This is a genomic window from Mesorhizobium sp. M8A.F.Ca.ET.165.01.1.1, from assembly GCF_004792065.1.
Lineage (GTDB): Bacteria > Pseudomonadota > Alphaproteobacteria > Rhizobiales > Rhizobiaceae > Mesorhizobium.
Genome location: NZ_SRTH01000012.1, coordinates 1 through 25535, shown reverse-complemented (window position 1 = coordinate 25535; position 25535 = coordinate 1). Strand labels below are relative to the sequence as shown.

Genomic DNA, 25535 nt, shown 5'->3' with positions numbered 1-25535 from the left:
CCGCAATCCAACCATCTTCGCCCGGCATAGGCGAAACCCGGGATCGAAGAACCATGAATGACGCCACGCCTCCCAACCGCTGCCGCATCGTACTGATCGCGCCACCCGGCGTGCCGGCCGCCCGCATCGCGGCCGCGTTCGACGGCGGCGACATCGCCTCGCTGATCCTGCCCGAGAACGGCATGGACGAGGCCTCCTTCCAGGCCTTTGCCGAACAGGTCGTGCCGGCCGCGCAGGCCGCGGGCGTGGCGGTCATCATTGCTGGCGACACCCGCATCGCCGGCCGGGTCCAGGCCGACGGCATCCATGTCGAGGTCTCCAAGGCCGAACTCGCCGAGACGATCGAGCATTTCCAGGCGAAAATGATGGTCGGCACCGGCGGTGCCAAGACCCGCGACGACGCGCTGGAGCTCGGCGAAGCCAGGCCCGATTACATTTTCTTCGGCCGCTTCGGCTACGACAACAAGCCTGAGCCGCATCCGCGCAACCTGTCATTGGGGCAATGGTGGGCGCAGATGATCCAGATTCCTTGCATCGTCGAGGCCGGTTCCGATCTTGCCTCCGTCGAAACGGTGGCCGCCACCGGCGCCGAATTCGTCGCGCTGTCGAGCGCCGTGTTCGCCGACGGCGTCGATCCGAAGGTGGCGATCGCCCGGGCCAATGCCCTGCTCGACGACACAGCGCCGCGCTTCGAGGATTGACGTGTCCCTGGCAAGGCTTTCCCTTCAGGCCCTGCTTGCGGCGGTGATGATCCAGGCCGCCGCCGCCGAAACTATACCCTTGCCGCAGCGCAAGCCTGAAACCGGCATGCACACCGACAAGCCGATCGAAAACAAGCTGCCGCAGCCCGCCACCACGGCGGAGCCCGCACCGCTGCCCTCGGTCGACAGCGTCAATCCCGACCGCTTCGGCGCCAAGCCGGCGGACGCCGCCTATGGCGCGTTCCAGCGCGGGCTTTACAAGACCGCCTATAATCTGGCCCTGGTCCGTGCCCAGAACGGCGACCCGGCGGCGCAGACGCTGGTGGCCGAGATCCTGTCGCGTGGGTTGGGTGTGCCGTTGAACTCCGCCGAGGCCGCCAAATGGTACGCGCTTGCCGCCGAGCAGGGCGTGCCGGAATCGCAGTTCCAATATGCGCTGATGCTGCTCGACGGCCGTTACGTCAAGAAGGACGCGAAGGGAGCCTATGCCCTAATGCAGGCAGCCGCCGAAGCCGGCAACCAGCTGGCGCAATTCAATTTCGCGCAGATGCTGGTCCAGCAGGATCCCGGCGACGCCGGCCTGGCCAAGGCGGTTTCCTACTATGAGCGCGCTGCCGCGACCGGTCTCGCCGACGCGCAATACGCCATGTCGCAGATCTATGCCAACGGCGTCGGCGGCAAGCCGCGCGACGATGCACAGGCACGGCGGCTGCTGGCGCAGGCCGCCCGTCAGAACTACGACACCGCGCAGATCGATCTCGCCGCCTGGATGATCGAGGGCCGCGGCGGCGCGCGCGACCTGAAATCGGCTTTCGGCTGGACGAAACAGGCCGCCGAAGGCGGCAATGTCGCGGCCCAGAACCGCCTGGCAAAACTCTATATGCAAGGCATCGGCACCGATCCGGACCTGGTACTCGCCGGCGCCTGGTATATCGTTGCCCGCCGCGCCGGCCTCATCGATCAGGAGATGGACGATTTCCTGCAAGGGCTGAGCGATGACCAGACCAAGCAGGCCCTGCAGAAGGCGAACCGCCTGCCCTGAGGACAGCGCGCGCTCATTGCATGTGATCCAGGACGACTTTGCCGAAGGGCGAGCCGCGTTCGAGATGGCGGAAGGCGCCGGCTGCCTCCCGCCACGGCAAGACCTTGTCGATCACCGGCCTCAACCGGTTGACGGCGAGGGCCCGGTTCATCGCCTCGAAGGATTCGCGTGAACCGACCGGAATTCCGCGTGCCCGGACCTGGCGGCGAAAGATGTCGAGCGGATTGATTGCGCCCTCGCTGCCACCGAGATAGCCGATCACATTGATCTGGGCACCGCGCGCCGAAGCCCTCAGCGACTGGGCGAAGCTTTGCGGGCCGCCGACTTCGATGATGTGATCGGCGCCACGCCCACCGGTGAGCGCCAGCACGGCCGACGCCCAATCCGGGTCGCTGCGATAGTTGATGCCGTCATGGGCGCCAAGCGCCTTTGCGCGTGTGAGCTTGTCGTCGCTGCTCGACGTGACGATGACGTGTGCCCCGGCGGCAGCCGCAAACTGCACTGCAAACAGCGAGACGCTGCCTGTGCCCAGGCTCAACACCGTCTCGCCGGGCTTCAACCGGCCTTCGCTGAACAGCGCATGCCAGGCCGTCACGGCGGCGCAAGGCAGCGTCGCGGCTTCGACATCGCTCAGGTGCTCCGGCGCAAGGACGGCCGCCTGTTCATCCAGCCTGGCGAACTCGCTGAGCAACCCGTCGATCGGGCCGCCCCGTTGATAGGAGGGCTCAGCCATGGCGAAACTGCCGCCGACCCAACGCTGCCAGAATGTGGCGCAGACACGATCGCCGACCTTGAAGCGGGTCACTTCGGCGCCAACCGCAACCACTTCGCCGACGCCATCCGAAAGCGGCACCAACGGCAGCGCAAAGGCAGTGTGGTAAATGCCACGGGCGATTTCCACGTCGCGGTAATTGAGCGCGGTTGCCCTGACCCTGATGATCATCTCCTGGCGCCCCGGTTCCGGCATTGGCCGCTCGACCAGTCTGAGGTTGTCGATGCCGCCCGGGTGCTGCAATTCGATGGCCTTCATTGTCTTTCCTTTCCGTCTGGAGGTCCTGGAAAGGAAAATCGCTTGCCTTGGTCATGATTTCAAATTCATAATAATCAGGATAATTATGCATTTGGAGCAATGTTGGAAATGCTGGAGGAATTACGCACGCTCGTCCTGTTCGCCGAGGAGGGCTCGATCCAGAGCGTGGCCCGCCGCCTGCCTCTGACGCAGCCTGCCGTCACGCGTCAGATGCAGCGACTGGAGGATATGCTCGGGACGACGCTTCTCGATCGCCGGCAGAAGCCGCCGCGCCTGACCACGGCGGGACTGGAGGTCTTGGAGCGCGCGAAAGACATACTGGCTTCGGTCGAGGCTCTGAAAGCCTTCGCCGCCGACACCGAGCCGCAAGGCGTGCTGCGTGTCGGCCTGGCACATGGCCTGTCCGACGCGGGCGTTGCGGGCGGTATAGCCAGCGCGGCTGGGGCGTTTCCAAAAATATCCTTGCGGCTCAAGACCGGCTGGAGCGCGGAGCTGATCGAGCAGTTCGAACGCGGCCAACTCGACATGGCGATCGTTCTGCGATCCGCCGATCATGAAGGCCCGGACGCGCTTGGCACGGAACGCCTCGCCATCATAGCGCCGGCTGGCACCACCAAACCCCGTCTCACGGACGCCGCCTGGGCTTCCAGGCCTTGGGTACTTGGTCCCGAGCCTTGCGACGCGCGTCAGAGACTCCTGGCCATTTTGGGCGGCGAACGGCATCGGCTCGTTATAGCGGCGGAAATTCAGGACCCGGCGATGCAGATGGAATGGGTACGTCGGGGACACGGCCTCGGCCTCATGCCGTCGCGGCTTGCCGCGCGCGGACTTCCCGACGACCTCGCGCTTGTCGATACCGGAGATCTCGATCTTTCATTGCAGGTGGTGGCCCTGCGCTCTCCGCACCTCAACCGCCTGGCAAAGGCCGCGCAGGCCATTGAAAAGACCGTCGGCGATGTCCTGGAGGTCGAGACCTGACGCCGGCTTGCCGGCCGGAGCCGATCCGCCCTCCCTTGCCTCTCCGGGCGATTTGTGGTCTTGGAGCCTTAAATCGCTTGTCACGGCGAACATCCCATACCAACGGCCTGGCCGTTGGCAGCATCCCGGATCCCATCATCATGGCCAAGATCAATGGCAACGAAATCCGTCCCGGCTATGTCATCGAACACGATGGCGGCCTCTGGGTGGCGGTCAGGACCAACACCGTCAAGCCCGGCAAGGGCGGCGCATACAACCAGGTCGAACTGAAGAACCTCATCAACGGCACCAAGCTCAACGAGCGCTTCCGTTCGGCCGAGACGGTCGAGCAGATCCGGCTCGACCTGAAGGATTTTTCCTTTCTCTACGAGCAGGAAGACGCGCTGGTGTTCATGGACACCCAAAGCTACGAGCAGCTCGAACTGAACAAGGATTTCGTCGGCGACCGCGCCGCGTTCCTGCAGGACGGCATGATGGTGACGGTTCAGCTCTACGAGGAACGGCCGATCGGCATTTCGCTGCCCGACTATGTGACGCTGACCATCACCGAGGCGGATCCCGTGGTGAAGGGCCAGACCGCAGCGTCCTCCTACAAGCCGGCGGTGCTGGAAAACGGCATTCGCGTGCTGGTGCCGCCCTTCATCGGCGCCGGCGAACGCATCATCGTCGACACCAACGAAATCACTTACGTGCGCCGCGCCGACTGATGCGTGCCGCCCAGAAGTGGCCCCGGATTTGGGTCACCGGCATGTATCGAGACAGAGTTTAAAGCGCCGCACCAGGAAGAAGCACTATGGCACGCTCAGCCCTCCTCAACGTCATGGTCCAGGCCGCAATGAAGGCCGGCCGCTCGCTGTCGCGCGACTTCGGCGAGGTCCAGAACCTGCAGGTCTCGATGAAGGGGCCCGGCGACTATGTCAGCCAGGCCGACCGCAAGGCCGAGGACATCGTCTTTGCCGAATTGTCGAAGGCACGCCCTGGCTACGGCTTTCTGATGGAAGAACGCGGCGCGGTCGCCGGCGATGACAGCCAGCACCGCTGGATCGTCGATCCGCTCGACGGCACCACCAATTTCCTCCACGGCATTCCGCTTTTCGCAGTCTCCATCGCGCTCGAGCGCCAGGGCCAGATCGTTGCCGGCGTCATCTACAATCCTGCCATGGACGAGCTCTACACCACCGAGCGCGGCGGCGGCGCCTTCATGAATGATCGCCGCCTGCGCGTCGCCGGCCGCACGAAGCTTGTCGACACGGTGATCGGCTGCGGCGTGCCGCATCTCGGCCGCGGCCACCACGGCAATTTCCTGGTCGAGCTGCGCAACGTCATGGCCGAGGTCTCCGGCGTCCGCCGCATGGGCTCCGCCTCGCTCGATCTGGCCTATGTCGCCGCCGGGCGCATGGACGGGTTCTGGGAAGTGGGCCTGTCGGCCTGGGACATCGCCGCCGGCCTGCTCTTGATCCGCGAAGCGGGCGGCTTCGCCTCCGACATCGATGGCGGACAGGATATGCTCGACACCGGCACGGTCGTCGCCGGCAATGAGATCATCCAGCGCGCATTGCTGAAGACGGTGAAAAAGCCGCTCCCGCCGCGCTGAACGGCCGCAGTCGCAAAACCGCAAACAAAGCTTGAAATACTGTCCGGCGGTTGCCCAGATAAAGGGTGACGCTAGGACGATAGATGATCAACACGCCGTCACAGATCGAGATTCCGTTCATCGGACGCTGGCATTATTCGCGCGCCGAGATGATCGCCGACGGGATCGTCCATGCGGTGGGCATCGTGCTGGCGATCACGGCCGGCTCGGCGCTGCTGGCGCTCGCCGCCTTCCGGGTCGGGCCCGGCGAATACATCGCCGCCGTCTTCTATGTCGTCTCGCTGCTCACTGTTCTGTCGGTATCGTTGACCTACAATCTGTGGCCGGTGACCTCGCCCGCGAAGTGGATCTTGCGGCGTTTCGATCATGCCGCGATCTATCTGTTGATCGCCGCCACCTACACACCCTTTCTCGCCCAGTTGGGAAACTCGCCGCTGGCGCGCTGGATGATCGTTCTGGTCTGGGCCGCGGCGGCAACGGGCATTGCCATCAAGGTGTTTTTCCCCGGCCGCTTCGACAGGCTGGCGATCGTCTTCTACCTTGCCATCGGCTGGAGCGGCGTCATCCTTGTCAAACCGCTCGTCGAGACGCTGCCGACCACGTCGATCATGCTCATCGTCGCCGGCGGCGTCGTCTATTCCTGCGGCGTGATTTTCTTCGCCTGGAAGGCGCTGCGCTTCCACAACGCCCTGTGGCACGGCTTCGTCGTCACCGGCGCCGGTCTGCACCTGGCGGCCATGGTCGACTGCCTGGTCATCAACCGCCTTTGAGGCGCCGGCTCCTAAGGCTACCTGTGGCAATATTGCCAAGCACCATTCAATTTGGTCACAATTCCGTTTAGAGTCGCCACCTACGTGATCGGCGGCAGCGGCATCGGAAACGGGGCACGGATGGCTTTTCTCAGATCCTTCGGCATGGGCAGGCGCTCCGACGTACTGGTCTACGATCCACACAAATTGTCGAGTCCGCAGGTCTTCCTGCTCACCATGGTCATCTTCCTGGCCATCGTCGCCTTCATCGCCGCCATCTTGACCCGCCAGGTCACCACCGCTTTCGTCACCAATCCCGGCCTCAATGGCCTCATCGTCGGCGTGCTCGTCGTCGGTATCCTGCTGGCCTTCACGCAGGTCGGGCGGCTGTTTCGCGAGGTGCGCTGGGTCAACTCCTTTCGCGCCGGCTCGGAGACCACGGAACCGGTGCTGCTGGCGCCGATGAAGGCGATGATCGGCCGCTCGTCGTCGATGGCCTTTTCGACCTCATCGATGCGCACAATGCTGGATTCCATCGCCACGCGCCTTGACGAAAGCCGCGACACCTCGCGCTACCTGGTCGGCCTGCTGGTGTTTCTCGGCCTGCTCGGCACCTTCTGGGGCCTGTTGAATACGATCGGCTCGATCCGCGAGACCATCGAGTCTCTCGATCCCGGTACCGGTGATGCCGCGGCGGTGCTCGATTCGCTGAAGCAGGGCCTGTCGGCGCCGCTGGCCGGCATGGGCACCGCCTTCTCGTCCTCGCTGTTCGGCCTCTCCGGCTCGCTCGTGCTCGGCTTCCTCGACCTGCAGGCCGGCCGCGCCCAGACGCGCTTCTACACCGAACTCGAAAACTGGCTGTCCTCGGTCACCGACCTGTCGTCCGACATCGTCGTCTCCGATGCGGCCAGGACCGAGCCCTCCGACGAAATCCGCCTGTTGTCGGAGCGGCTGCGCAGCATGCAGGAGAATGGCGGCGGCTCCAACCCACGCGTCGCCACCGCCATGGCCAATCTCGCCGACGGCATTTCCGGCCTGGTCAAGAACATGCGTTCCGAGCAGCAGATCATGCGCGACTGGGTCGAGGCCCAGTCCGACGAGCAGAAGGCGATGCGCAACACGCTGGAAAAGATCGCCGACGCGCTGAAGAAGCCCGGGGTGCACTAGCATGGCGCTTGCCAGGGGCCGGCGCACCGATCGCCGCATCGATTATTGGCCTGGCTTCGTCGACGCGCTGTCGACGCTGTTGCTCGCCATCATGTTCCTGCTCACCGTCTTCGTACTGGCGCAGTTCCTGCTCGGCCGCGAAATCTCCGGCAAGGACACGGCACTGTCGCGCCTCAATTCGCAGATCAACGAACTGACCCAGCTTCTGGCGCTGGAGCGCTCGACGGCGCAGGACAAGGAGGATTCGCTCGCCAATCTGCAGGCGTCGCTGTCGGCGGCTCAGGCGGAAAAGAGCCGGCTCGAACAGTTGCTGGCACAAGGTGCCGGCGCCGGCGACGCCGCCAACCAGCGTGCCGCCGAGCTGGGCGGCGAACTGGACAGCCAGCGCCAGATCAGCCAGCAGGCGCTGAGCCAGGTCGAGATCCTCAACCAGCAGATCGCGGCCTTGCGCAAGCAGATCGGCGCGCTCGAGGATGCCCTCAACGTCTCCGAAACGCGCGACCGCGATTCCAACACCAAGATCGCCGATCTCGGCCGTCGCCTGAACGTGGCGCTGGCGCAGCGCGTGCAGGAATTGAACCGCTACCGCTCCGATTTCTTCGGGCGCCTGCGCGAAATCCTCGCCGATCGCGAGAACATCCGCATCGTCGGCGACCGCTTCGTGTTCCAGTCGGAAGTGCTGTTCCCGACCGGCTCCGAAGTGATCAACGATGCCGGCAAGGTCGAGATGAAGAAACTCGCCGACGCCATCATCGAATTGCAGAAGGAGATCCCGCCGGAGATCAACTGGGTGCTGCGCGTCGACGGCCACACCGACAACAAGCCGCTGTCCGGCAATGGCCGTTACCGCGACAATTGGGAACTGTCGACGGCACGCTCGACCTCGGTGGTCAAGTTCCTGATCGAGAACGGCGTGCCAGCCAACCGGCTGGTCGCCGCCGGCTTCGGCGAGTTCCAGCCGCTCGATCCCGCCGACACCGACGAAGCGCGCAACAAGAACCGCCGCATTGAACTGAAGCTCACCGAACGTTGATCCATCATCACGCGAACTCACGCGAAATTGTTCGTCGGCTCAACTCTAGGGCGCAGGGATCGGCCGGCAAGGCCTGAAAAGATTATCTTTTTTTAATTACACTTCGCGCCGAGGCACTCCTAGCTTGCCGCACAGGGCCGAGAACCGCCAGCGATGCCTCTCCCATCGCGACGCGACGGAACCGGACGGCCCACGTCCGGAACGCGGAGCGGCAAGACCGCTCCCTTCCCAGCAAAAGGAGGCGCCGTCATGCGCTCTTCAGCATCTCTCAAGACTGCAATCCTTGCCGCAATTCTGATCGCCGCCCCGCTTGCCGGCGCCTATGCCGCTGGCCATCACAAGGGCGCTCTCGACGCGACCGACCCGACCGACATGACGGGTCCGCGTGTCGAGGCGCTCGTTCAGCAGGTTCAAGGTGTCCACCAGGGCATCGCCGACGCAAGGCAGGCCAAAAACATCACCCCGGCCGTCGCGGAGCGCCTGGAAATGCGAACGGCCCGCATCGGTCAGGCCGCCGAGAAGATAGCCGCGTCGGATCACGGCAGGATACCGGCCGCGCAATACCATGACCTGCTGCGCCGGCTCGACAATGTCGACCAGCGACTGAGGGTCGATACCGGCACCGGTTTCCTGATGGGCGACGGCTCCGACGGCGGAAACTATCCGAACGGCTGAGGCCATCTGCCTGGAAGCGTCCCAGAGGAAGGGACCACCTGGCGTCTTCGGGACCCCAATCCCGCGGGCGTCCTTTTTCCTCGCCAGCCCATCTACCAATCGAGCCAGACCGCGATCAGGGCGACCACCGCCGGAACGGTCTGGATGAACAGGATCTTGCGGCCGACCGTCGCCGCGCCATAGAGACCGGCAACGGCCACGCAAGCCAGGAAGAAGACCTTGACCTGGAAACCGGCGGCGCCGAGGTAAAGCCCCCAGATCAGGCCGGCGGCGAGGAAGCCGTTGTAGAGGCCCTGATTGGCGGCGAGCACTTTGGAGGCGCTGGCGAATTCCGGCGTCAGGCGGAATGTCTTGTGCCCGCGCGGCGTGTCCCAAAGCACCATCTCGAGATAGACGATGTAGGCATGGATCAATGCCACCAGCCCGACCAGGATGTTGCCGATCATTCTGCTCCCCTTCATGCGTCGCCGGCAGCATTTCATGCTCGACCTCGCCTGCGCAAGCTGCATCCGCCGGATGGTATCCGAGGGTTGCCAATGCTTTTGCGTTGGTGTCTTTTCGCGCCGTCCTCAATCACGGAAGCCGCCATGTCCTTTCACAAACTCGACGACCTCGGCCACAAGCTCGAAGCGCTTGAACATGCGCTGGCCATCCTCGGCGCCGATGAAGCGACCCACATGGCCGTCGGTGGCGGCGAGAAGCGCGCCGAGGCGATGGCAGCCCTTGCCGGCATGTATCACACCAGGGCGACCGCACCGGAAATATCGGACTGGATCGCCGCCGCTGAAGGCGAGGCATTGGACGATGAGCAGCGGGCGGCTCTCGCCGAGCTGCGGCGGCAGTACACCAACCTGACCTGCCTGCCGGTCGAGTTCGTCGAACGCCAGACGACGGCGCGCATGCGTTGCGAGCAGCTATGGCGCGACCTGCGCGCCAAGAACGACTGGGCTGGCTTCCAGCCGGCGCTCGAGGGCGTGGTGGCGCTGGTGCGCGAAGAGGCGGCCCTGCGCTCCGACGTGCTAGGCCTTGCCCCCTATGACGCGCTGATGGAGCAATTCGACCCTGGCAACCGCACGGCTGACATCACTCCTGTCTTCGCCGACCTGAAGGCCTTCCTCAAAGGCTTCGTGCCTGAGGCGCTGGCGATCCAGGAAGCGCGGCTGCGCAAGCATCCGCTGAAGCCGCTTTCGGGCACCTATGCGATCGACCGGCAGCGCGAACTCGGCCTTGCCATGATGGCCGCGGTCGGCTTCGACCTGACCCACGGCTCGCTGTCGGTGTCGCACCATCCGTTCTGCGGCGGCGTGCCCAGCGACGTGCGCATCACCACCCGCTACAAGACATCGGATTTCCTGTCGGCGCTGATGGGCGTGCTGCACGAGACCGGGCATGCGCTCTATGAACAGAACCTGCCCAAGGCATGGTCGCACTGGCCGCTCGGCAAGGCCCGCGGCATGGCCGTGCATGAAAGCCAGAGCCCGTTCGTCGAAAAGCAGATCGGCCGCAATCCCGCCTTCTGGCGCTGGGCGCTGCCGGTGGTGGAAAAGCATCTCGGCGAAGCCTGGTCGCTCGACGATATCCTGCCACATGTGCATCGTGTCGAGCGTGGCCTGATCCGTGTCGACGCAGACGAAGTGACCTATCCGCTGCATGTCATCCTGCGTTACGAACTGGAGCAGGAGCTTGTCTCCGGCCGCCTGGAGGTGGCTGATCTGCCCGAAGCCTGGGATGCCAAGATGCGCGACTATCTCGGCCTCTCCACCATCGACAATCCGGCCGATGGGCCGATGCAGGACGTGCACTGGCCGGGTGCCGCCTTCGGCTATTTCCCCTCCTACACGTTGGGCGCGATGATGGCGGCGCAGCAATGGGCCGCGCTGGTGCGCGAACATCCTTCAGCCGAGGACGACCTGGCGAAAGGGAATTTCGCGGCCATCAACGGCTGGCGTCGCGAGAAAATCTGGTCGCAGGGGTCGCGCTGGTCGACGCCGGACCTGCTCGAACGCGCCACCGGCGAAAAACTCAACGCCATGTATTTCACGGAGCATTTGCGCAAACGATACGGAACTGCGTGAGGCGACGCTGTAGTCGCCGGCCGAAACGCGCCCGCTATTCAGCCGCGCCCCTGAAGGCGCTGGCGCCGGTCTCGAATTGCAGCTTGGCCAGCCGCGCATAGATGCCGCCCTTGGCGACCAGGCTCTGATGCGTGCCTTCCTCGACGATGCGGCCGCCATCCATGACCAGGATCCTGTCGGCCTTCAGCACCGTCGCCAGCCGGTGGGCGATGACGATGGTGGTGCGCCCCTGCATCAGCCGCTCGAGCGCCGTCTGCACCAGCGTCTCGCTTTCGGCGTCGAGGGCGGAGGTCGCCTCGTCGAGCAGCAGGATCGGCGCATCGCGCAGGATGGCGCGGGCGATGGCGACCCGTTGGCGCTGGCCGCCCGACAGCGTCACGCCACGTTCGCCGACCGGGCTGTCATAGCCATGTTCGAGCTTGAGAATGAATTCGTCGGCAAGCGCATCCTTAGCCGCGGCCTCGATCTCGGCCTCGCTGGCACCTGGACGGCCAAAGCCGATATTGTCGCGCGCGCTCGCCGCGAAAATGGTGACATCCTGCGGCACGATGGCGATGCGCTCGCGCACCGAAACCGGATCAGCTTCGCGCACGTCGACGCCGTCGATCAGGATCTTGCCGGTTTCGGGATCGTAGAAGCGCAGGATCAGCGAAAAGACGGTGCTCTTGCCGGCCCCTGAAGGACCGACGATGGCCACCGTCTCGCCGGGTTTGACCGAAAAACTCAAGCCATGGACGGCGGCGCGGTCGGGTCTTGCCGGATAGGAGAACGAGACATCATCGAAGATGATCGCGCCTTTGGCGGCCGCAGGCAACGGCTTCGGATCGGCAGGCGCCTGGATCGCCGGTGTCTCGGCCAATATCTCGGTCAGCCGTTCGGCGGCGCCGGCTGCTTGCGCGAGTTCGCCCCAGACTTCCGACAGCGCGCCGAGCGCGCCGGCGGCGAACACCGAATAAAGCAGGAACTGCCCGAGTGTGCCGGGCGACAGATTGCCGTCAAGCACGTCGCGCGAGCCGAACCACAGCACCGCAACGACCGAGGAGAAAATGGTAAAGATGGCGAAGAAGGTGAGGAAGGAACGTGCGAAGATAGAGGCCCGCGCCGCCTCGAAGGCCGCTTCCACCGCACCCGAAAACCGTCCAGTGACCAGTGTCTCATTGGTGAACGCCTGCAGCGTGCGCACCGCGCCGATCTGTTCGCTGGCATAGGCTGTAGCGTCGGCAAGCGTGTCCTGCGCCTGCCTCGACTTGCGACGCACCGAGCGGCCGAAGGCGACCAGCGGCAGCACGATGACCGGTATCGCGGCAATGACCAAGCCGGACAGTTTCGGGCTGGTGACAACCATCATCGCCAATGCGCCGAGGCCAAGGATGACGTTGCGCAGCGCGACCGAGGCCGTGGCGCCGACCGCCGATTTGACTTGTGTGGTATCGGCGGCAAGCCGCGACACGATCTCGCCGGACTGGGCGGTGTCGAAGAAGGCAGGCGACAGCGTCGTCACATGGGCAAAGACATCGCGTCTGATGTCGGCGACGACGCGCTCTCCGAGCGTGATGACGAAATAGTAGCGGCCGGCCGATGCCGCCGCCAGCACGGCGGCCATCGCCACCAGGGCGGCGAAGTATTCGGCGATGAAACTGGTGCTGGACGACGAGAAACCATGGTCGATCATGCGCCGCACCGCCAGCGGCAGCGCCAGCGTCGTTGCCGCTGCGATGACCAGCGAGATGAGGGCGCCGACCACCAGCGTGCGATATCCAGTGATGTAGGGAAACAGGCGTCTGAGCGGCTTGAGCGAGCGTCGGCGCTGGTCTGCGCTGCTTGGTTGCGCCATCTCGCTGTTTCCTCTAGCCGCCTCAGCTTCATGCGCCTTGAATATGCGCTTGCCGCGGCCTTGTGATTCAATTCCGGCTGATGTATAGGCACGCCGACCGTTTTAGAAGCCGTGGCTCCTCAATAGCTGCGGCTTCGAGTTTTAAAAAGAGGCGCATCGACGCAGGCTTATGCCCGTCAGCCGCGCCGGCAAGCCAGGAACCGAGCCATGAAGAGCGCAATCCATCCCGACTACCACACCATCAAGGTCGTCATGACCGACGGCACCGAATACATGACCCGTTCGACCTGGGGCAAGGAAGGCGATACGATGAACCTCGATATCGACCCGACCACCCACCCGGCCTGGACCGGCGGCCAGCAGACCCTGCTCGACCGCGGCGGCCGCCTGTCGAAGTTCAAGAAGCGTTTTGAGGGTTTCGGCCTCTAAGCCGCATCGGGCTTTCGCAGATCAAGAACCCGCCTTCGAGGCGGGTTTTTTGTTGACCAGAACCATCTTCCCCTCCCCCCGTCATAAAGCTGTTCTTAAATATCACAGGCCCGCGCTGCCCCTCACCTGCCTGCCGGCATCCTCTCCCCGTATAGTGACGGGGGAGAGGGGCTCCGTCCTTGGCGGCTTCACCAGATGTTAAAACTATGGGAAGTTCAAGGCTTCTCTACTCGGCCAGCAGCTCCCGCAGTGCCATGCGCTTGTAGGCGGCGACCAGCCTGTCGCCTTCTTGCCTCTCGACCGAGATCGCCAGGCGCATGACCGCCTCGCCCATCTGCCAGACGAGAAACGCCGTGGTCTCCAGGGAGACCGGGTCGGCGCCGGGGCGTAGCCGCTTTAGCACCGCGACCAGGAATTCGGCATTGGCCCGGCTGTCGGCGAGCTCGAGCTGGCGCAGCGTCTTGTCGGCTTGCGTACCAGACCAGATGTCGCGCATCACCGGCTCGGCCAGGAACAGCCCGTAATAGATGTCGACCAGCTCCGAGAACGCCCGGCCAAGCCCTTCGGCGTCGTTGACGTCTTTCAACGCCGCCGAAATGCACGCCTGGCTTTCCACGGTGTAGCGCTCGGCCAGCGCCCAGACGATCGCCCGCTTGTCCGGAAAGAATTGGTAGAGCGACCCGATCGACACCTCTGCCCGTTCCGCCACCTCGCCCATGCGCATGGCATCGCTGCCTTGCTCCGCGATCAGCGCCGAGGCGGCGGCCAGCATGCGCTCGACCCGCTCGCGGCTGCGCTGCTGGCTCGGCGCCCGGCGTGGCGAGGCGATCTGATCGTTGGCCGCTGTGCCGTCCATGACTGTCTCCAACAAACCCGCTCGGCAAATCGCCGGGAATGACTTGACTTACAAAATACGAGGGTTTATCACGTTTTGCAAATGTGAGGATTACTCATGTTTTGACGCGGAGAAAATGACATGACTGATACCAAACCAATCCTGATCCTCGGCGGCACCGGCAAGACCGGCAGCCGTCTCGCGGCGCGGCTGACCGCGCATGGCGTGCCGGTACGCATCGGCTCGCGCTCCGGCGCGCCGCGCTTCGACTGGGAAGTTCCCGCCACCTGGGGACCCGCACTCGATGGCGTCGACGCCGTCTACATCAGCTACTATCCAGACCTCGCCGTGCCGGGTGCCGCCGAAACCGTTGGCGCCTTCTCCCGGCTTACGGTGGCCAGTGGCGTCACCCGGCTGGTGCTGCTCTCGGGGCGCGGCGAGCACGAGGCCCAGCGCGCCGAGGAGATGCTGAAGGCCTCGGGCGCGGAGTGGACGATCCTGCGCTGCGCCTGGTTCTCGCAGAACTTCTCCGAAGGTTTTCTCATCGAGCCGCTGCTGGCGGGCGAGGTGGCGCTGCCGGTCGGGCCTGTCGGCGAACCTTTTGTCGATGCCGACGCCATCGCCGAAGTGGCCTTCGTCACGCTGACCGAGCCCGGCCATGTCGGCCTGCTCTATGAACTGACCGGACCGCGGCTGCTGAGTTTCGCCGACGCCGTCGCAGAGATCGCAAGGGCCGCCGGGCGCGACATCCGCTTTGTCAGTATCTCGCATGACGAATTCACCACGGCGGTCGCCGCGCATGACCTGCCGCCTGAGTTCGCCTGGCTGCTCAACGAGCTGTTCACGCAAGTTCTCGACGGCCGCAACGAGGCCCTCGCCGACGGCGTCCAGCGCGTGCTCGGCCGCCAGCCCAGGGACTTTTCCGCCTACGCAACCGAAACCGCCGCAACCGGCATCTGGAGCAACTGACATGATCGCCAAACTTCTCCCCAGCCTCACCTTCATCGCGGCCCTGGGCGCAGGCGTCGTCGGAGGCGTGTTCTTTGCCTTCTCCAATTTCGTCATGCCGGCATTTGCCCGTCTGCCGGCGGCGGGCGGCATCGCCGCCATGAATTCGATCAACGTCACCGTCATCACGCCGATGTTCATGACCGCCCTTTTCGGCACAGGGCTGATCTGCCTGGTGCTCGTCGCCGGCGCGATCATCGGCTGGAGCCAGCCGGGTTCGTTCTGGCTACTCGCCGGCGCGCTTATCTATCTTGTCGGCAACCCGATCGTGACCATGGTCTTCAACGTGCCGCTCAACGATGCACTGGCCGCAGTCGATCCAGCCAGCAGCAATGGTGCCGCGGTCTGGTCCGACTTTCTCAGGGACTGGGTGATGTGGAACCACGTCCGCACCGTCACCGCCATCGTGGCGATGGCATCCTTCTGGTTCGCCTCGCGTTGACATGTTTGCGGGCCGCCGCATCGGGCGTTGCGGCGGCCGCAAGCATTATCGGGAGAAGAGCCGTGAACGACCCCTATTCGACCATGGCCATCGGCATCGCGATCGGCGTTGGCCTCGGTGCTGCCCTTGGCGCGGCGATGGATGATTCGGCCCTCGGCGTCGGCGTGGGCATCGCGATCGGTGCCGGCATCGGTGCTGTTTTCGGACGCCGGCCCGGAAAATGATGGTCCTGCTTTCGCAGCAAAATCTCAGCTCTTCGCCTTACGGTCGGCGTGGCCGAGATCACGATCCGGATCGATCACATCGCGGACCAACTGCTTGAGTTTAGCCGCGTCCGGAAAACCGCCGTCGCGCTTGCGGTCCCAGACCAGCACATCGTTGCAGGAGATGGTGAAGATGCCGCCTGTGCCCGGCACCAGCGTCACCTCGCCGAGATCGGTGCCGAAGGTGGAGAGCAGCTCCTGCGCCATCCAGCCGGCACGCAACAGCCATTGGCATTGCGTGCAGTAGGTGATGCGGATGGCGGGCAACCGAGCTTTGCTCATGTCGGATCGGGCTTCACTCACGCCGCGCTGAGCTTGGCCAAGGTCTCGTCATCGACTTCGAAGTTGGCGTACACGCTTTGCACGTCGTCATCGTCCTCGAGCGTCGCAACCAGTTTCATCAGCGACTGCGCCCGCTCTTCGTCGACGGGGACATTGTTCTGCGGCCTCCAGATCGCCTTGACCGATTCGGCCTCGCCGAGCGAGGCTTCAAGTGCCTTGGACACCTCGCCGAGAGTCTCGAAGGCGCAATAGATCGTGTGGCCTTCCTCGTCCGACTCGACATCGTCGGCGCCGGCTTCGATGGCCGCGTCCATGATCTTGTCGGCACTGCCGGCCGAGGCCGGATAGTAGATTTCGCCGGCGCGGTCCCACATGAACGACACCGATCCGGTTTCGCCGAGCGCGCCGCCGGCCTTGGTGAAGGCGGCGCGGACGTTGGACGCCGACCGGTTGCGGTTGTCGGTCAGTGCCTCGACGATCACGGCGACGCCACCTGGGCCATACCCTTCGTAGCGCACGGCTTCGTAATTCTCTGCATCACCCATCGAGGCCTTGTTGATGGCGCGCTGGATGTTGTCCTTCGGCATCGACACGGCCTTGGCGTTCTGGATCGCCAGGCGCAGGCGCGGGTTCATCGATGGATCGGGCGTCCCGCTCTTGGCGGCAACGGTGATTTCGCGCGCCAGCTTGGAAAACATTTTCGACCGCACCGCGTCCTGACGGCCCTTGCGGTGCATGATGTTCTTGAACTGTGAATGGCCAGCCATGGCACCCCTGTCGTGTTCGGCTAGAGCCCCTTGCCGCGAGATGCGTCACCTCGCCTTTGCAAAAGGCTCGAATTCAAAATTTCAGAACGACCCTGATGCGTCCGGGTGGACGCGCGGCGCTCCTTGTCGGAATGGCCGGCTTATAGATAAATCGGCTCAATTCGTCCAGCCGCGCAGCGCCACGGCGATCCCGGCCTTGTCTATGCTTCCAGATCGGACCTCAGCCGGTCGATGATGCTGAGCGCGTGGCCGGCATACTGGCTGATCCAGCGGTCGTGGATCTGCTTGATCGGCAGGGAATTCAGATGGTTCCAGCGCTCGCGTCCGTCACGACGCGCAACGATCAGATCCGCCTCCTCCAGCACCTTGAGATGCAGCATGACGGTGCAGCGGTCGATGGCGGGAAAGGCATCGCACAGCATGCCGGTGGTCTTTGGCTCGTCTTTCAACTGATCCAGTATTTCGCGCCGGCGCGGATGCGCCAGCGCCTTGAAAACATTGTCGTCTTGCGATCGGCTTGACATGTTATGTTTCTATAACATATCGTTGTCGCGATCAAGCAAGGAGCTGTGGATATGTCTCTTGGATTCAGTGTTTCAGGGCGCATCGGCAAACCGGTCGCCGAAGTCTTTGACGCGGTCGTCAATCCGAAGAAGCTCAGCGGCTATTTCACCACCATCGGCGGCGCCAGCGCGCCATTGGTTGCCGGTTCGGGTGTCGTCTGGTGGGGCAAGGTGCCGGTCGAGGTCGACGAAGTGGTCAAGGACAGCCGCATCGTGCTGCGCTGGGATGCCACCGACATCGACGGCAAGCCCGCCTACAGGACCCGCATCGAGATGAATTTCGAGCCGCTCGACGATGGCGGCACCTTCGTCACCATCGCCGAGAGCGGCTGGCAGGAAGGCGCGGTCGGCCTGAAGAAGTCCTACCTGAATTGCGAGGGCTGGTCGCAGATGCTGGCCTGCATGAAGGCCTACGTCGAGTACGGCATCAATCTGCGCGACGGTTATTACCGCAGCGAGATGAGGGGCGAACCCGCCAGCGAGGCCAATGTTTGAACGACGATAGGAAAAGGGGAGAACCCGCGATGACGAAAGTAAGGCCATTCCTGATGTTCGAGGGCAAGGCCGAAGAGGCAATGACCCTTTATTGCGGGACCATTCCCGACAGTAGCATCCTCGACGTCACACGTTACGGTTCCGGTGAAGACGGCGCGGAAGGTACGCTCAAACTGGCGCGCGTTTCCATCTGCGGCCTGGAGGTGACGGTCTATAACAGCCCTGTTCACCATGCTTTCACCTTCACGCCGTCGTTCTCGCTCTATGTCGACTGTTCCTCCGAACAGGAACTGGAGCGCATCGTCGAAACCTTGGCGAAGGGGGGCGGCTTCCTGATGCCGCCAGACAACTATGGCTTTAGCCGCCGCTTCGCATGGCTGAACGACAGGTTCGGCGTCTCCTGGCAGATCAACCTGCCATGACGGAACGCCAGTTGAACCAGCCAACCAGCACCCCAACAAGGACGTGAACCATGACCGCGAAGATCACTGGCGGCATCAACATCGCCATGAAGGTGCCGTCGCACCAGTACGAAGCGACGATCGCCTTCTACCGCGACGTCGTCGGCCTCAAGCCGTTCACCGCCAAGCCGCCGGCGATCGGCTTCGAACTTGGGCCCAACAGGCTGTGGATCGACGAAGCGCCGATGATGAGCCAGGCCGAGATTTGGCTGGAGCTTTTCACGCAGGATTTTCCGGGCGCCGCGGATCATCTGGCCAAGGCAGGCGTTGTGCGTTGCGATGCCATCGAGCCATTGGGCGAGGGTTTCCGTGGTGGCTGGATCACCAATCCGGCCAACATCATTCATATGGTGCGCGAACCCGACGCCTGGTGAGCGTATTCGAAAGGAGATCGCCATGGAAATCCGTGAAACACCGACAGCCGAAGCCGCCATGCTGATCCGGCGGCCGGTCGCTGATGTTTTCGAGGCCATCGTCGATCCGGCGATCACGACCCAATTCTGGTTCACCCATGGCAGCGGCCGGCTTGACGGTGGCAAGCCTGTTCAGTGGGAGTGGCGCATGTATGGCGTCTCGACGACCGTCGACGTCAGCGAGATCGTCCGGGACAAGAAGATCGTCATGACGTGGAGCGACCCGCCGACCACGGTGGTCTGGACCTTCACTGAAATGCCTGGCGAGGCGACATTCCTCGAAGTCCGGAATTTTGGCTTTACCGGCCATGGGGACGAGCAGGTGAAAGAAGCGGTCGGCTCAACCGGCGGCTTCACGCTGGTGCTCGCCGGCGCCAAGGCCTGGCTGGAGCAGGGCCTGACCCTGAGCCTCATCGGTGATCGTCACCCGAAGGGGGTACCGGCAGGTTAAACGACTCAGGATCGCCGTTTTTCCTGTTCGATCACATGGTGGCGGAGCACGCGATTGATCTCGGTTTGATAGCCCCCACCTCCGACATGTTCCTTGAACCAGGAGAGCACGTCGGCATCGAGCCGAATGGTCACCGGCTGCTTAATTGGGCGGTAAAGATGCCCACGACGGGCTTGTATCCAGTTCTCGGCCGGAGCCTCTGGAATATCGGAAGTATCAATCTCGCTGTCAGGCAAATCGGCCAGCTTTGCAAGCTGGTCTCGCTGGTCGTGGCTAAGGTCCTTCCTGCTCATAGCGCCTCCTTTCATGCGGCGTCGCTTTCCGAGCCCCGACAATCCGAACCCGCTCTTCAGCTTCGCGATCCGGGTAGGTATGGACAACCAGCAGAACCACTACGGTTTTGACCATCCCGATCGCATGCCATCGTTGCTCACCGTCTTCGAAGCGGTCAGGCACGATAAGATGAAGCGGGTCATCGAACACCTTCTGGGCGAGATCGAATGCAACCCCATGTTTGGCAAGGTTGCGTCTGGCCTTTTCAAGGTCCCATTCAAATCGCAAAGCGGGCAGCCTCGATTTACATTACTGTACATACAATTCGGTAAAAATCAAGTCAAAAGTCGGACTGTGGCGTCCGCGCTCTAATGCCCGTCGCCGGATTTCGCTTTCTTGCGCCGCCGCGCCAGCATGTTGAGCCCCTCGACCAGCGCCGAAAAACCCATCGCCGCGTAGATGTAGCCCTTGGGAACATGATAGCCCATGCCGTCCGCGATCAGCGTCATGCCGATCATCAACAGGAAGCCCAGGGCCAGCATGACGATGCTGGGGTTCTTGGCGATGAAGTTGGCCAGCGGACCCGCCGCCAGCATCATCACGCTGACGGCCACGATCACCGCGATGTACATGATGGCGATCTCGTCGGTCATGCCGACGGCGGTGATGATGGAATCGATCGAAAAGACGAGGTCGAGCAGCAGAATCTGGAAGATCGCGCCGGCAAGCGAGATCTTGAGCGTCTCTCCCATCATCGTGTCCTTGTGGTCGTCGGGATCGACCGTGTGGTGGATCTCCTTGGTCGCCTTCCACACCAGGAACAGGCCGCCGGCGATCAGGATCAGGTCGCGCCAGGAGAAACCGTGGCCGAACGCGGTGAAGACCGGCGTCGTCAGTTGGACGATGACCGAAATGGTGGCGAGCAGCACCAGGCGCATGATCAGTGCCGCCGAGATGCCGAGCCGGCGCGCACGAGCCCTCTGGTCCACGGGCAGCTTGTTGGTCAGAATGGAGATGAAGATCAGATTGTCGATGCCGAGCACGATCTCGAGCACCACCAGCGTCAGCAAGGCGACCCATGCGGTTGGATCGGAAACGAATTGAAAATGCGGCGCAAGAAATTCGATAAGCTGCATGGAGGTCGTTGTCCCCTCTTTTAACGATCTGAAGCAGATGTCGTCGGCAGTTAGGTACTGCGCGCGCCTATATCAATGTCACGACCAGAACGACGGAGCCGTTTCTTCCAGTCTCGGCCCGCGACGAAACGGCGCGATCTTCTCGGTCAGTCCGGTACGATCGGAAATATTGACACCGACCCCACACAAGGTCGCCGGGCCGGTCGCTGCCTCGAAACGCCCTTTCGGTACTTTCGACAGGAACCGGTTGAGTGGTTCCTCCTTGTCCATGCCGAGCGAGGAATCATAATCGCCGCACATGCCGGCATCCGACAGATAGCCGGTGCCGCCATTGAGGATCTGGTGATCGGCGGTGGGCTGGTGCGTGTGAGTACCGACGACCAGGCTGGCGCGGCCGTCGACGAAATGCGCGAAGCACATTTTCTCCGAGGTCGCTTCCGCATGGAAGTCGATGATCACCGCATCGGCCTGCTCGCCGAGCGGACAGGCTGCAAGCTCACGTTCGCCGGCCTGGAACGGATCGTCGAGCTCGGGATGCATGAATACTCGGCCCATGATGTTGGCGACCAGCACGCGCGCGCCGTTTTTGGCGATGTAGACGCCGGAGCCGCGCCCGGGCGTACCCTTGGGAAAATTGGAAGGCCGCAGGAACCGCTGCTCGCGCGGCGCGAAGGCCAGCGCATCGCGCTGATCCCAGACATGGTTGCCGGTGGTGACGACATCGGCGCCTGCAGCGATGGTCTCCCGAAAGATCTCTTCGGTGATGCCGAAGCCGCCGGCGGCATTCTCGCCGTTGACGATGACGAAGTCGAGTTTGAAGTCCGAGATCAGGCCAGGCAGCTGTTCCCACACCGCCGTACGTCCCGTTTTTCCAACCATGTCACCGAGGAAGAGAAGTCTCATATGATCCTGCACCGAAAGTCAGCGAAGCAAATGCCGCATGACATCCGCGAAAAGATCATGCCTCCATTATCTACAATTTTGGCGTGAAGCGGCGCAACCCGCTCTCGGTGAGTATTTCCGGGATGATCACGTCATGGTTCTCGTCCGGAACCTGCGCCACTTCCTGGCAGTCGAAGGCTATGCCGATCAGCCGGGGCGTATGCCCCTTGTCGACGAGCTTCGCGATCGCGCGATCGTAATAGCCGGCGCCATAACCGATGCGGTGGCCGCGTGCGTCGAAAGCGGCGAGCGGCACCAGCATGACCGAGGGGTCGAGAACCTCGGCCTCCGCGTGCGGTCCGATCGTGCCAAAACCCATGTCGACCATCGGCGCGCCACGCACCAGTTCGCGAAAGACGATGGTGGTCTTGTCGAGAATGGCAGGCAGGCAGAGCCGTGCGCCCCGCTCACGCAAGGCGAACATCAGCGGCCTGACATCGACCTCCGAGCGCATCGGCCAGAAACCGGAGACGATCTGGCCAGGCCCGATCTCCAGATGGTCGCGCGCCGTCTCCGCCATTTCGAGCGCGGCCTCGACCCGCCAGAATTCGTCGAGCGCGTCGCGGCGAGCGAGTGCCTCGAGGCGTAGCTGCTTTTTCAGGTCTTTGGGAGAGGTCATGCGGCCAAGGTAGAAAAGGTCAGAGCTGTGTGACGTCTCAAGCGCGACGTTTTCCACCGCATCATCCGCCAGGATGGGTGGACGCCTTGCGACAAGTGACGGTCCACACAACCGGTGGAGAGGTCGATCCCGGGTGCCTACAAAGTAGGTGGGCGCCGTGTGAGAAAACCCACGGGTCTTCCCAGGGACAGCTCCCTAAGGATCGTTAAGGCCCCGGGGAAAAGTGTCTCCTGCCGGGAAGCGCAGACCGCCTCGATCAATATAGGCCGATGGTGACACAAGCGCCAGAGAGGAGGCGCTCTTTCCGCACCGGTCGGCATCATCGCCTTGCAGACCCGCCCTTGCGCGGACCGGAGGGCCTCCTTACGGTTCCCGGAATGAACCAAGGAGCAAAAATGCGTTTCGAAGGCACGGCGGCCTATGTCGCCGACAAGGATCTGATGGTGGCGGTCAACGCGGCGATAGCGCTGGAACGGCCGCTGCTGGTGAAGGGCGAGCCCGGCACCGGCAAGACGGAACTAGCCCGGCAGGTGGCGGTAGCACTCGGCCTCGACCTCATCGAATGGCATGTCAAATCGACGACACGGGCGCAGCAAGGTCTCTACGAATACGACGCCGTGTCGCGGCTGCGCGACAGCCAGCTCGGCGATGTCAGGTTCAACGACATCAAGAACTACATCAAGCGCGGCAAGCTCTGGCAGGCGTTCGCGGCTGGCAAGAAGGTCGTGCTCCTCATCGACGAGATCGACAAGGCCGACATCGAATTCCCCAACGATCTCCTGCAGGAACTCGATCGGATGGAGTTCTTCGTCTACGAGACCGGCGAGACCATCCGCGCCGCCGTCCGCCCGATCGTCATCATCACCTCCAACAACGAGAAGGAACTGCCGGACGCCTTCCTGCGCCGCTGCTTCTTCCATTATATCCGCTTTCCCGACGTCGATACGCTGCACCGGATCGTCGATGTCCATTATCCCGGCATCAAGCAGAACCTGGTGCGCGCGGCCCTCACCCAGTTCTACGAAATTCGCGACGTGCCGGGCTTGAAGAAGAAGCCGTCAACCTCCGAGGCATTGGACTGGATCCGCCTGCTGGTCGCCGATGACATCGCGCCCGAGGATTTGCGCGCCGACGCCAAGAACGCGCTGCCCAAGCTGCACGGTGCCCTGCTGAAGAACGAACAGGATGTGCATCTGTTCGAGCGGCTGGCCTTCATGGCCAGGCGGCAGCAATAGCAAGGCAGCAATAGCACTTTCCCCTGATGTGGACCGTTGCCGCCGGCCGCAGAGCACGTCAGCATCGGCCAGAACCGTTCGGAGGAGATGAAATGTCTGAGATTGTTGTCCGCCCGCTCGCGCAATCCGACCACGCCGACTGGCGCCGCTTGTGGACCGACTATCTGACCTTCTATGAAACCAAGCTGCCGGAAGAGGTCTACGCGATCACCTGGAAGCGGCTGTTCACGACAGGCGAATTCGAGCCGAAGGGTTTTATCGCTACCCTCGACGGCAAGGCCGTCGGCCTCACCCACTACCTCTATCACCGCTCCGGCTGGTCGGAGAAAAACAATTGCTACCTGCAGGACCTGTTCGCCGACCCGGATGTGCGCGGCAAGGGCATCGGTGCGGCCCTCATCGAAGCCGTGAAGCAGGAGGCCGGCAAGATCGAGGTGAAAAACGTCTACTGGATGACGCACGAGACCAACGCCACCGCGCGCAAGCTCTACGACCACGTCGCGCGCAGGACCGGCTTTATCGAGTATGATCTGTTGTAGTCATGTTCATCCCCTTCTTCCTTGAACTGAAGGCAGCGCGCGTTCCCGTTTCGCTCAGGGAATACCTCTCTCTGCTCGAAGGGCTGGAAGCCGGGCTTGTCGATTATGACGTCGAGGGTTTTTACTATCTCGCCCGCGCCGCTTTGGTGAAGGACGAGCGCCATATCGACCGCTTCGACCAGGTGTTCGCGCATGTCTTCAAGGGCATCGAGGCGCTCGGCGGCCCGGATGCCGTCGACGTCGCCGACATTCCCGAGGAATGGCTGCGCCGGCTCGCCGATAAGCACCTGACCGAGGAGGAGAAAAGACTGGTCGAGGCGCTTGGCGGCTTCGACAGGCTGATGGAGACGCTGAAGCAGCGGCTCAAGGAACAGAAGGGCCGCCACCAGGGCGGCTCGAAATGGATCGGCACGGGCGGCACCTCGCCCTTCGGCGCCTATGGCTACAACCCTGAAGGCGTGCGCATCGGGCAAGCTGAAAGCCGCAACCGGCGCGCGGTAAAAGTCTGGGACAAGCGCGAATTCAGGAATTTCGACGATGCCGTCGAACTCGGCACCCGCAACATCAAGATCGCGCTGAAGCGTCTGCGCCGCTGGGTGCGCGAAGGCGCCGAGGAAGAGTTCGACCTGCCCGGCACCATCCACGCCACCGCCGAGCACGGCTATCTCGACGTCCGGACACGGCCCGAGCGTCGCAATGCGGTGAAGCTCCTGATGTTCTTCGATGTCGGCGGCTCGATGGACGACCACATCAAGAGCGTCGAGGAGCTGTTTTCGGCGGCTCGCGCCGAATTCCGCCAGCTCGAATATTTCTATTTCCACAACTGCCTCTACGAAGGCGTGTGGAAGGACAATCGCCGCCGCCATGCCGAGGTGATTCCGACGTTTGACCTCATCCACAAATATGGCCCCGACTATAAGGTCATCGTCGTCGGCGATGCCTCGATGAGCCCTTACGAGATCGCCCACCCCGGCGGCTCGGTGGAACACTGGAACCCCGAGGCCGGAGCCGTTTGGCTCGGCCGGCTCCTGCAGCAATGGCCGAACGCGGTGTGGCTGAATCCGGAGAGTGAAAGGAATTGGGGCTTTACGCATTCGATCGCCATGATTCGCGACATCTTCGGCGGCCGCATGTTCCCGCTGACACTGGCCGGATTGGAAGCCGCGACGAAGCAGCTTTCCAGAAAGCATTAGTTGTCGGAGATACAGGACAAGGTTGGCGCTGCCCCTCATCGCCCTGCCGGGCACTTCTCCCCGTATAGTGACGGGGAGAAGGAAGCTGGCCGTGGCCTCGATGCCCATCTTGCAATGCCGGCGATTGGCGAAACCGGCGACGGGAGCACCCCTCTCCCCGTCACTGTACGGGGAGAGGATGCCGGTGTCCGAACCGGATAGATAGGTAACAGAATGGACCGATAGCATGGGTGACAGTTTTCTTGTCCGCCGGGAGGACCGGCGATGGTTTGGCGAGAAACTGGGATCATGGACGAGCGGCTGCGGTTTGT

Annotated in this window: 33 protein-coding genes and 1 other RNA gene; 21 read left to right on the top strand and 13 right to left on the bottom strand. The window is 63.2% G+C overall.

Going from position 1 to position 25535, the window contains the following annotated elements; genetic code table 11:
• Nucleotides 1-53 precede the first annotated feature (53 nt).
• Both EN808_RS25705 and EN808_RS25700 read left to right on the top strand, forming a co-directional pair.
• Complete coding sequence (locus EN808_RS25705) at nucleotides 54-701, top strand: thiamine phosphate synthase (RefSeq protein ID WP_127872139.1); 648 nt, start codon at nucleotides 54-56, stop codon at nucleotides 699-701.
• A gap of 1 nt (nucleotide 702) precedes the next feature.
• Nucleotides 703-1743: a tetratricopeptide repeat protein gene (locus EN808_RS25700; protein ID WP_135917129.1), complete on the top strand. Its 1041-nt coding sequence runs from the start codon at nucleotides 703-705 to the stop codon at nucleotides 1741-1743.
• Between the two features lie 13 nt (nucleotides 1744-1756).
• Here the strand turns inward: EN808_RS25700 and EN808_RS25695 are convergent, their stop codons facing one another.
• Entirely contained in the window at nucleotides 1757-2773 is a 1017-nt protein-coding gene (locus tag EN808_RS25695; RefSeq protein ID WP_135917128.1) for an NAD(P)-dependent alcohol dehydrogenase, read from the bottom strand.
• 108 nt (nucleotides 2774-2881) lie between these two features.
• On the opposite strand from EN808_RS25695, the gene EN808_RS25690 reads away from it, so the two are divergent.
• From EN808_RS25690 to EN808_RS25660, 7 genes are all read left to right on the top strand, one after another.
• Nucleotides 2882-3751: a LysR family transcriptional regulator gene (locus EN808_RS25690; RefSeq protein WP_245525127.1), complete on the top strand. Its 870-nt coding sequence runs from the start codon at nucleotides 2882-2884 to the stop codon at nucleotides 3749-3751.
• 140 nt (nucleotides 3752-3891) lie between these two features.
• On the top strand, nucleotides 3892-4458 hold the full coding sequence (gene efp, locus EN808_RS25685; RefSeq protein ID WP_027141779.1) for an elongation factor P: 567 nt from the start codon (nucleotides 3892-3894) through the stop codon (nucleotides 4456-4458).
• Nucleotides 4459-4544: 86 nt separating this feature from the next.
• Entirely contained in the window at nucleotides 4545-5345 is an 801-nt protein-coding gene (locus EN808_RS25680) for an inositol monophosphatase family protein (protein ID WP_127277950.1), read from the top strand.
• Between the two features lie 83 nt (nucleotides 5346-5428).
• Nucleotides 5429-6115 carry a hemolysin III family protein gene (locus EN808_RS25675; RefSeq protein ID WP_127277951.1) on the top strand — a complete coding sequence of 229 codons (687 nt, stop codon included), beginning with the start codon at nucleotides 5429-5431 and terminating at the stop codon, nucleotides 6113-6115.
• Nucleotides 6116-6235: 120 nt separating this feature from the next.
• Complete coding sequence (locus EN808_RS25670; protein ID WP_127277952.1) at nucleotides 6236-7261, top strand: MotA/TolQ/ExbB proton channel family protein; 1026 nt, start codon at nucleotides 6236-6238, stop codon at nucleotides 7259-7261.
• Nucleotide 7262: 1 nt separating this feature from the next.
• On the top strand, nucleotides 7263-8294 hold the full coding sequence (locus EN808_RS25665; protein WP_127277953.1) for a peptidoglycan -binding protein: 1032 nt from the start codon (nucleotides 7263-7265) through the stop codon (nucleotides 8292-8294).
• Nucleotides 8295-8543: 249 nt separating this feature from the next.
• Nucleotides 8544-8969, top strand: a complete 426-nt coding sequence (locus tag EN808_RS25660; protein ID WP_127277954.1) for a hypothetical protein — start codon at nucleotides 8544-8546, stop codon at nucleotides 8967-8969.
• A 92-nt stretch (nucleotides 8970-9061) separates the two neighbouring features.
• On the opposite strand, the gene EN808_RS25655 is transcribed toward EN808_RS25660, so the two are convergent.
• Nucleotides 9062-9415, bottom strand: coding sequence for a DUF1304 domain-containing protein (locus tag EN808_RS25655; protein WP_135917126.1), 354 nt, complete (start codon nucleotides 9413-9415; stop codon nucleotides 9062-9064).
• Between the two features lie 141 nt (nucleotides 9416-9556).
• Between EN808_RS25655 and EN808_RS25650 the strand changes: the two genes are divergently transcribed.
• On the top strand, nucleotides 9557-11044 hold the full coding sequence (locus EN808_RS25650; protein WP_135917125.1) for a carboxypeptidase M32: 1488 nt from the start codon (nucleotides 9557-9559) through the stop codon (nucleotides 11042-11044).
• 34 nt (nucleotides 11045-11078) lie between these two features.
• On the opposite strand, the gene EN808_RS25645 is transcribed toward EN808_RS25650, so the two are convergent.
• A complete protein-coding gene (locus EN808_RS25645) occupies nucleotides 11079-12878 on the bottom strand; it encodes an ABC transporter transmembrane domain-containing protein (protein ID WP_135917124.1) in 1800 nt (599 codons plus the stop codon).
• Between the two features lie 207 nt (nucleotides 12879-13085).
• Here EN808_RS25645 and rpmE point away from each other — a divergent pair, with 207 nt between their 5' ends.
• A complete protein-coding gene (rpmE, locus tag EN808_RS25640; RefSeq protein WP_096451251.1) occupies nucleotides 13086-13307 on the top strand; it encodes a 50S ribosomal protein L31 in 222 nt (73 codons plus the stop codon).
• A gap of 226 nt (nucleotides 13308-13533) precedes the next feature.
• On the opposite strand, the gene EN808_RS25635 is transcribed toward rpmE, so the two are convergent.
• The gene (locus EN808_RS25635; protein WP_135917123.1) at nucleotides 13534-14163 is read right to left on the bottom strand and encodes a TetR/AcrR family transcriptional regulator; all 630 of its coding nucleotides are present in this window, start codon (nucleotides 14161-14163) and stop codon (nucleotides 13534-13536) included.
• Between the two features lie 120 nt (nucleotides 14164-14283).
• Here EN808_RS25635 and EN808_RS25630 point away from each other — a divergent pair, with 120 nt between their 5' ends.
• The 3 genes from EN808_RS25630 (at nucleotide 14284) to EN808_RS36440 (ending at nucleotide 15816) form a co-directional block, all read left to right on the top strand.
• The gene (locus EN808_RS25630; RefSeq protein WP_135917122.1) at nucleotides 14284-15111 is read left to right on the top strand and encodes an NAD(P)H-binding protein; all 828 of its coding nucleotides are present in this window, start codon (nucleotides 14284-14286) and stop codon (nucleotides 15109-15111) included.
• 1 nt (nucleotide 15112) lies between these two features.
• A complete protein-coding gene (locus EN808_RS25625) occupies nucleotides 15113-15592 on the top strand; it encodes a DUF1772 domain-containing protein (RefSeq protein WP_189343584.1) in 480 nt (159 codons plus the stop codon).
• A gap of 62 nt (nucleotides 15593-15654) precedes the next feature.
• Nucleotides 15655-15816 (top strand): hypothetical protein, encoded by a 162-nt coding sequence (locus EN808_RS36440; RefSeq protein WP_167531406.1) that lies wholly within the window; start codon nucleotides 15655-15657, stop codon nucleotides 15814-15816.
• 24 nt (nucleotides 15817-15840) lie between these two features.
• Here the strand turns inward: EN808_RS36440 and EN808_RS25620 are convergent, their stop codons facing one another.
• The 3 genes from EN808_RS25620 to EN808_RS25610 form a co-directional block, all read right to left on the bottom strand.
• Complete coding sequence (locus EN808_RS25620) at nucleotides 15841-16137, bottom strand: SelT/SelW/SelH family protein (RefSeq protein ID WP_032934919.1); 297 nt, start codon at nucleotides 16135-16137, stop codon at nucleotides 15841-15843.
• A 17-nt stretch (nucleotides 16138-16154) separates the two neighbouring features.
• Nucleotides 16155-16904, bottom strand: coding sequence for a YebC/PmpR family DNA-binding transcriptional regulator (locus tag EN808_RS25615; RefSeq protein ID WP_127278119.1), 750 nt, complete (start codon nucleotides 16902-16904; stop codon nucleotides 16155-16157).
• Between the two features lie 200 nt (nucleotides 16905-17104).
• Complete coding sequence (locus tag EN808_RS25610) at nucleotides 17105-17428, bottom strand: helix-turn-helix domain-containing protein (RefSeq protein WP_127278120.1); 324 nt, start codon at nucleotides 17426-17428, stop codon at nucleotides 17105-17107.
• 51 nt (nucleotides 17429-17479) lie between these two features.
• Here EN808_RS25610 and EN808_RS25605 point away from each other — a divergent pair, with 51 nt between their 5' ends.
• From EN808_RS25605 to EN808_RS25590, 4 genes are read left to right on the top strand one after another with little or no spacing between them, the layout of a single operon-like run.
• Nucleotides 17480-17962: an SRPBCC domain-containing protein gene (locus tag EN808_RS25605; protein WP_135917121.1), complete on the top strand. Its 483-nt coding sequence runs from the start codon at nucleotides 17480-17482 to the stop codon at nucleotides 17960-17962.
• 29 nt (nucleotides 17963-17991) lie between these two features.
• A complete protein-coding gene (locus tag EN808_RS25600; protein WP_135917120.1) occupies nucleotides 17992-18384 on the top strand; it encodes a VOC family protein in 393 nt (130 codons plus the stop codon).
• A 50-nt stretch (nucleotides 18385-18434) separates the two neighbouring features.
• Nucleotides 18435-18797: a hypothetical protein gene (locus EN808_RS25595; RefSeq protein ID WP_135917119.1), complete on the top strand. Its 363-nt coding sequence runs from the start codon at nucleotides 18435-18437 to the stop codon at nucleotides 18795-18797.
• A 22-nt stretch (nucleotides 18798-18819) separates the two neighbouring features.
• On the top strand, nucleotides 18820-19287 hold the full coding sequence (locus tag EN808_RS25590) for an SRPBCC family protein (protein ID WP_135863225.1): 468 nt from the start codon (nucleotides 18820-18822) through the stop codon (nucleotides 19285-19287).
• A 5-nt stretch (nucleotides 19288-19292) separates the two neighbouring features.
• On the opposite strand, the gene EN808_RS25585 is transcribed toward EN808_RS25590, so the two are convergent.
• The 6 genes from EN808_RS25585 to ssrS all read right to left on the bottom strand — a co-directional run bounded on the left by EN808_RS25585 (nucleotide 19293) and on the right by ssrS (nucleotide 22509).
• A complete protein-coding gene (locus EN808_RS25585; RefSeq protein WP_135917118.1) occupies nucleotides 19293-19580 on the bottom strand; it encodes a BrnA antitoxin family protein in 288 nt (95 codons plus the stop codon).
• Entirely contained in the window at nucleotides 19561-19848 is a 288-nt protein-coding gene (locus EN808_RS25580; protein ID WP_245525123.1) for a BrnT family toxin, read from the bottom strand. The genes EN808_RS25585 and EN808_RS25580 overlap by 20 nt, the downstream gene beginning before the upstream one ends.
• Before the next feature lie 80 nt (nucleotides 19849-19928).
• Nucleotides 19929-20696, bottom strand: coding sequence for a TerC family protein (locus EN808_RS25575; RefSeq protein WP_135863230.1), 768 nt, complete (start codon nucleotides 20694-20696; stop codon nucleotides 19929-19931).
• 78 nt (nucleotides 20697-20774) lie between these two features.
• On the bottom strand, nucleotides 20775-21599 hold the full coding sequence (locus EN808_RS25570) for a YmdB family metallophosphoesterase (RefSeq protein ID WP_127278128.1): 825 nt from the start codon (nucleotides 21597-21599) through the stop codon (nucleotides 20775-20777).
• Between the two features lie 70 nt (nucleotides 21600-21669).
• Nucleotides 21670-22257, bottom strand: a complete 588-nt coding sequence (locus EN808_RS25565; RefSeq protein ID WP_135917197.1) for a 5-formyltetrahydrofolate cyclo-ligase — start codon at nucleotides 22255-22257, stop codon at nucleotides 21670-21672.
• A gap of 96 nt (nucleotides 22258-22353) precedes the next feature.
• Nucleotides 22354-22509, bottom strand: a non-coding RNA gene (gene ssrS, locus EN808_RS25560) — 6S RNA.
• 143 nt (nucleotides 22510-22652) lie between these two features.
• On the opposite strand from ssrS, the gene EN808_RS25555 reads away from it, so the two are divergent.
• The 3 genes from EN808_RS25555 to EN808_RS25545 all read left to right on the top strand — a co-directional run bounded on the left by EN808_RS25555 (nucleotide 22653) and on the right by EN808_RS25545 (nucleotide 25224).
• Nucleotides 22653-23492: a MoxR family ATPase gene (locus EN808_RS25555; protein WP_135917116.1), complete on the top strand. Its 840-nt coding sequence runs from the start codon at nucleotides 22653-22655 to the stop codon at nucleotides 23490-23492.
• Nucleotides 23493-23584: 92 nt separating this feature from the next.
• Nucleotides 23585-24031, top strand: coding sequence for a GNAT family N-acetyltransferase (locus tag EN808_RS25550; RefSeq protein WP_135917115.1), 447 nt, complete (start codon nucleotides 23585-23587; stop codon nucleotides 24029-24031).
• 2 nt (nucleotides 24032-24033) lie between these two features.
• Nucleotides 24034-25224 (top strand): VWA domain-containing protein, encoded by a 1191-nt coding sequence (locus tag EN808_RS25545; RefSeq protein ID WP_135917114.1) that lies wholly within the window; start codon nucleotides 24034-24036, stop codon nucleotides 25222-25224.
• Nucleotides 25225-25535 lie beyond the last annotated feature (311 nt).

Coding starts and splice junctions, on each gene's coding strand:
- EN808_RS25630 (WP_135917122.1), top strand. CDS start 14,284: ATGACTGATACCAAACCAATCCTGATCCTCGGCGGCACCGGCAAGACC.
- EN808_RS25570 (WP_127278128.1), bottom strand. CDS start 21,599: ATGAGACTTCTCTTCCTCGGTGACATGGTTGGAAAAACGGGACGTACG.
- EN808_RS25605 (WP_135917121.1), top strand. CDS start 17,480: ATGTCTCTTGGATTCAGTGTTTCAGGGCGCATCGGCAAACCGGTCGCC.
- EN808_RS25655 (WP_135917126.1), bottom strand. CDS start 9,415: ATGATCGGCAACATCCTGGTCGGGCTGGTGGCATTGATCCATGCCTAC.
- EN808_RS25620 (WP_032934919.1), bottom strand. CDS start 16,137: ATGAGCAAAGCTCGGTTGCCCGCCATCCGCATCACCTACTGCACGCAA.
- rpmE (WP_096451251.1), top strand. CDS start 13,086: ATGAAGAGCGCAATCCATCCCGACTACCACACCATCAAGGTCGTCATG.
- EN808_RS25695 (WP_135917128.1), bottom strand. CDS start 2,773: ATGAAGGCCATCGAATTGCAGCACCCGGGCGGCATCGACAACCTCAGA.
- EN808_RS25645 (WP_135917124.1), bottom strand. CDS start 12,878: ATGGCGCAACCAAGCAGCGCAGACCAGCGCCGACGCTCGCTCAAGCCG.
- EN808_RS25575 (WP_135863230.1), bottom strand. CDS start 20,696: ATGCAGCTTATCGAATTTCTTGCGCCGCATTTTCAATTCGTTTCCGAT.
- EN808_RS25675 (WP_127277951.1), top strand. CDS start 5,429: ATGATCAACACGCCGTCACAGATCGAGATTCCGTTCATCGGACGCTGG.
- EN808_RS25555 (WP_135917116.1), top strand. CDS start 22,653: ATGCGTTTCGAAGGCACGGCGGCCTATGTCGCCGACAAGGATCTGATG.
- EN808_RS25545 (WP_135917114.1), top strand. CDS start 24,034: ATGTTCATCCCCTTCTTCCTTGAACTGAAGGCAGCGCGCGTTCCCGTT.
- EN808_RS25635 (WP_135917123.1), bottom strand. CDS start 14,163: ATGGACGGCACAGCGGCCAACGATCAGATCGCCTCGCCACGCCGGGCG.
- EN808_RS25595 (WP_135917119.1), top strand. CDS start 18,435: ATGACCGCGAAGATCACTGGCGGCATCAACATCGCCATGAAGGTGCCG.
- EN808_RS25585 (WP_135917118.1), bottom strand. CDS start 19,580: ATGAGCAGGAAGGACCTTAGCCACGACCAGCGAGACCAGCTTGCAAAG.
- EN808_RS25610 (WP_127278120.1), bottom strand. CDS start 17,428: ATGTCAAGCCGATCGCAAGACGACAATGTTTTCAAGGCGCTGGCGCAT.
- EN808_RS25665 (WP_127277953.1), top strand. CDS start 7,263: ATGGCGCTTGCCAGGGGCCGGCGCACCGATCGCCGCATCGATTATTGG.
- EN808_RS25615 (WP_127278119.1), bottom strand. CDS start 16,904: ATGGCTGGCCATTCACAGTTCAAGAACATCATGCACCGCAAGGGCCGT.
- EN808_RS25600 (WP_135917120.1), top strand. CDS start 17,992: ATGACGAAAGTAAGGCCATTCCTGATGTTCGAGGGCAAGGCCGAAGAG.
- EN808_RS25650 (WP_135917125.1), top strand. CDS start 9,557: ATGTCCTTTCACAAACTCGACGACCTCGGCCACAAGCTCGAAGCGCTT.
- EN808_RS25670 (WP_127277952.1), top strand. CDS start 6,236: ATGGCTTTTCTCAGATCCTTCGGCATGGGCAGGCGCTCCGACGTACTG.
- EN808_RS25590 (WP_135863225.1), top strand. CDS start 18,820: ATGGAAATCCGTGAAACACCGACAGCCGAAGCCGCCATGCTGATCCGG.
- EN808_RS25705 (WP_127872139.1), top strand. CDS start 54: ATGAATGACGCCACGCCTCCCAACCGCTGCCGCATCGTACTGATCGCG.
- EN808_RS25550 (WP_135917115.1), top strand. CDS start 23,585: ATGTCTGAGATTGTTGTCCGCCCGCTCGCGCAATCCGACCACGCCGAC.
- EN808_RS25625 (WP_189343584.1), top strand. CDS start 15,113: ATGATCGCCAAACTTCTCCCCAGCCTCACCTTCATCGCGGCCCTGGGC.
- EN808_RS25660 (WP_127277954.1), top strand. CDS start 8,544: ATGCGCTCTTCAGCATCTCTCAAGACTGCAATCCTTGCCGCAATTCTG.
- EN808_RS25690 (WP_245525127.1), top strand. CDS start 2,882: ATGCTGGAGGAATTACGCACGCTCGTCCTGTTCGCCGAGGAGGGCTCG.
- EN808_RS25680 (WP_127277950.1), top strand. CDS start 4,545: ATGGCACGCTCAGCCCTCCTCAACGTCATGGTCCAGGCCGCAATGAAG.
- EN808_RS25565 (WP_135917197.1), bottom strand. CDS start 22,257: ATGACCTCTCCCAAAGACCTGAAAAAGCAGCTACGCCTCGAGGCACTC.
- efp (WP_027141779.1), top strand. CDS start 3,892: ATGGCCAAGATCAATGGCAACGAAATCCGTCCCGGCTATGTCATCGAA.